General features: G+C 40.5%; 2 protein-coding genes. Both read left to right on the forward strand.

Translation table 11 applies throughout. The features are described 5' to 3' along the window. The coding region (locus F6K40_RS39240; RefSeq protein ID WP_293145432.1) for a beta-ketoacyl reductase at nucleotides 1–1,518 on the forward strand (1,518 nt) is incomplete at its 5' end. A gap of 158 nt (nucleotides 1,519–1,676) precedes the next feature. Next, a partial coding sequence (locus F6K40_RS39245; protein ID WP_293145435.1) for a type I polyketide synthase occupies nucleotides 1,677–3,723 on the forward strand: 2,047 nt, incomplete at its 3' end.

Consider the following 3,723-nt stretch of genomic DNA (forward strand, 5'->3'; position numbering starts at 1 on the left):
TCAAATAATCCAGTGATACCAGGAGTAGCCCAGTCTTCACTGTGGGGTATGGGGAAAGTAATTAGCATAGAACATCCAGAACTCAATTGTGTGCGCATAGATTTAGATCCACAGCAGACCATAGAGACTCAAGCGGAAGAACTATTTCAGGAAGTTTGGTCAGAGGATAAGGAGGATCAGGTAGCATGGCGTGGAGATGAGCGTTATGTAGCTCGATTGGTAGCTAGTCCTCATCAGCAAGCTATCTCACAACAACCTGATGCTACTACTCAAAAGCCTCTGTGTTTACGTGAGGATGCTACCTACTTGATTACAGGAGGCATGGGAGGTTTAGACTTATTAGTAGCTCGTTGGATGGTTGATAAAGGCGTCAAGCATTTGGTTTTGCTAGGAGGCCATTCACCAGATGATGTTACCAGTCAAAAAATAACTGAGTTAGAAATGGCTGGAGCTTCAGTGGTAGTGGAACAAGCCTATGTGTCCGATCTTGAATCAATGACCAGAGTGTTGCACAAGATTGAGCAGTCCAACATACCACTGGCAGGAGTAATCCATTCGGTGGGAATGTTGTCCGATGGAGTGCTGCAAAACTATAACTTGTCTAGCTTTGAGGAAGTGATACCATCCCAAGTTGAAGGGGCTTGGCATTTGCATCAATTGACTCAAAACCAACCCTTGGACTTTTTTGTACTGTTTTCTTCAGCTGCATCTTGGCTGGGTTCACAGGGTCAAGGAAATAATGCTACAATCGGAGGATTTTTCGATGGTTTAGCCCAATATCGTCGAACTATGGGATTACCGGGATTAAGCATTCATTGGGGACCTATTGCTCAAGTCCGAGAGGTTGCAGAACAAAGTTTAGATGTTGAGGCATCTGAGCAGAAAATAGGTGTGATGTCTTCAACTCAGGTATTAGAGTCTCTGGAGCTACTAATGAGTGGTTCGGATAAAGAAGTAGGGGTACTTCCCATAGAGTGGTCAAAGTGGCAAGAAAGAGTATCCCAATGGCCTTTATTGGCAGATTGGCAGCAAATAAGCCAAACAACTTCTGAAATATCTAAGTCAGAATTTCTGCTAAAATTGAAAGCAACAGCACCTGACGAACGTCGCTTGTTATTAGTAGCTCATGTCCGCCGTCAATTTGCTCTAGTATTAGGAATAAATGATCCCGAATCCATTTCACTAGAGACAGGATTTTTTGACTTAGGTATGGATTCTTTGACTTCTGTTGAGTTGAGGAATAAGTTGCAGACTAGTTTAGATTGCTCGCTGCCATCTTCTCTGGCTTTTGATTATCCTAATATTCAATCACTAACTGATTACCTAGAAGAAACAATAATTCTGCTATCAGATAATACAGGAACTGAATCGGAAACACCAAAGGAAATATTAGATAAGGATTCCTTGGAGCTAGAGTCTTCAGGAAATAGATTTTCTGAAATTAATCAGCTTTCTGAAGATGAAATTGATGTGGCGGTTGATGAAGCTATCGGTCAACTGGATCAACTTCTACAGTAAGTTAGTTAAGTAATTAGGACTTACGCATAAGGTACGAAAAACCATCATTTGAGATTGCATTCTTGTGGGTCGCAATGATAAAAATAGCTCGTACTGCGTAAGTTCTAGTAATATCAAGAGGACTTATTTTTAATCAGTATAGTACAGGAGGAATAAATATGGAACTTAACTCACCACAAAAACTATCAAATGAGCAACGTCTATTACTAAAACTTAAACAAGCAACTGCAAAAATACAAGAAATTCAAGCAGCAACTACAGAGCCAATAGCGATTATTGGTATGGGTTGTCGCTTCCCTGGAGGTGCATCTACTCCAGAAGCATTCTGGGATGTTTTACAAAATGGAGTAGATACGATCGCTGAAGTACCAAAAGACCGATGGGATCTTGATGATTATTATCACCCAGATCCAGACACTCCTGGCAAAATGTACAGTCGCTATGGAGGATTTATTGACCAAATACAGGAATTTGATGCCAATTTTTTTGGTATTTCTCCTCTAGAAACAAACCATCTAGACCCTCAACATAGATTACTTTTAGAAGTAAGTTGGGAAGCACTAGAGCATTCAGGCAAAAATCCCCAACAATTGAAGAAGAGTCAAACAGGTGTATTTATAGGTATTTGTAGCAATGACTATACCAACAATGTACTCTCTCAAGGTCTAGAACAAATGAATGCCTATATAGGTTCAGGTCATGCCCACAGTACAGCATCAGGGCGAATTTCCTATATTCTGGGGCTAATCGGACCTAATCTAGCAGTAGACACATCTTGCTCCTCTTCATTAGTAAGTATCCATTTAGCCTGTTCAAGTTTAAGAAATCAAGAGTGCAATCTAGCCCTGGCAGGAGGAGTGAATATCTTAATTTCTCCAGAGAGTACTGTCGGCCTTTGTAAGTCTCGTATGTTATCCTTTGATGGTCGGTGTAAGACTTTTGATATTTCAGCTGATGGGTTTGTCCGTGGGGAAGGATGCGGTATTATTGTACTCAAGCGTTTATCAGATGCATTAGCAGACCAGGATAATATTCTAGCAGTAATTCGTAGTAGTGCCATCAATCAAGATGGTAATACCAGTGGTTTAACGGTTCCTAGTGGTCCTTCTCAAATAGCTGTTATTCGTAAAGCTCTTGCTAATGGAGGTCTAGAGCCAGCAGATGTCAGTTACATTGAAGCTCATGGTACAGGAACTTCCTTGGGAGATCCTATTGAAGTTGAGGCCATAGGAACAGTATTTGGCAAAACTCACTCTCAAGAGAAACCTTTAATGATTGGTTCAGTTAAGACCAACATTGGTCATACTGAAGGAGCAGCAGGAATAGCCAGTTTTATGAAATTAGTCCTGCAACTGCAATATCAAAAAATAGCACCATCACTACATTTTAACCAGCCTAATCCTTATATTAATTGGTCTCAATTACCTCTACAAGTATCGACTCAACTTACTCCTTGGCAAACCAATGGGAAAACTCGTATAGGAGGAGTTAGTTCCTTTGGTTTTAGTGGAACTAATGCTCATATAATCTTAGAAGAAGCACCAGAGAAAGTCAAAAGTCAAAATTTAAAAGTTAAAAGTGAAGATAAGCTAGAACTTACAGTTCATCTATTGACTTTGTCAGCTAAAACTGAAACTGCTCTGGGTGAGTTAGTCAGTAGTTATCAAAATTATCTCGAAACTCATCCCGAATTAGGGGTAGCAGATATTTGCTATACAGCTAATATAGGACGTGCTCAGTTCAACCACAGACTAGCAGTTATTGCACACAACCAACAAGAATTAATTGAGAAACTCCGACAGCAACAAGAAGGGGAAGAAGTAGCTGGAATTTACTCAGGTGAACTGACAAATAAGACCACAGTAACAAAAATAGCTTTCCTCTTCACAGGACAAGGTTCCCAATATGTGAACATGGGAAGGCAGTTGTATCAACAAGCACCAACTTTTCGTGAAGCGATTCACCAATGTGAAGAAATTCTCAGTACTATCGAAACTTTCCAAGAAACTTCATTACGAGACATTCTCTATCCCGCAGACATAGATGAATCCAATTCATCCCTACTAGACCAAACAGCCTATACCCAACCTGCTTTGTTTGCCATAGAATATGCCTTATATAAACTCTGGGAATCCTGGGGGATTAAGCCAGATGTAGTCATGGGTCATAGTGTGGGTGAATATGTAGCAGCAACAGTAGCGGAAG

This window comes from Okeania sp. SIO3I5, assembly GCF_010672085.1.
Lineage (GTDB): Bacteria > Cyanobacteriota > Cyanobacteriia > Cyanobacteriales > Microcoleaceae > Trichodesmium.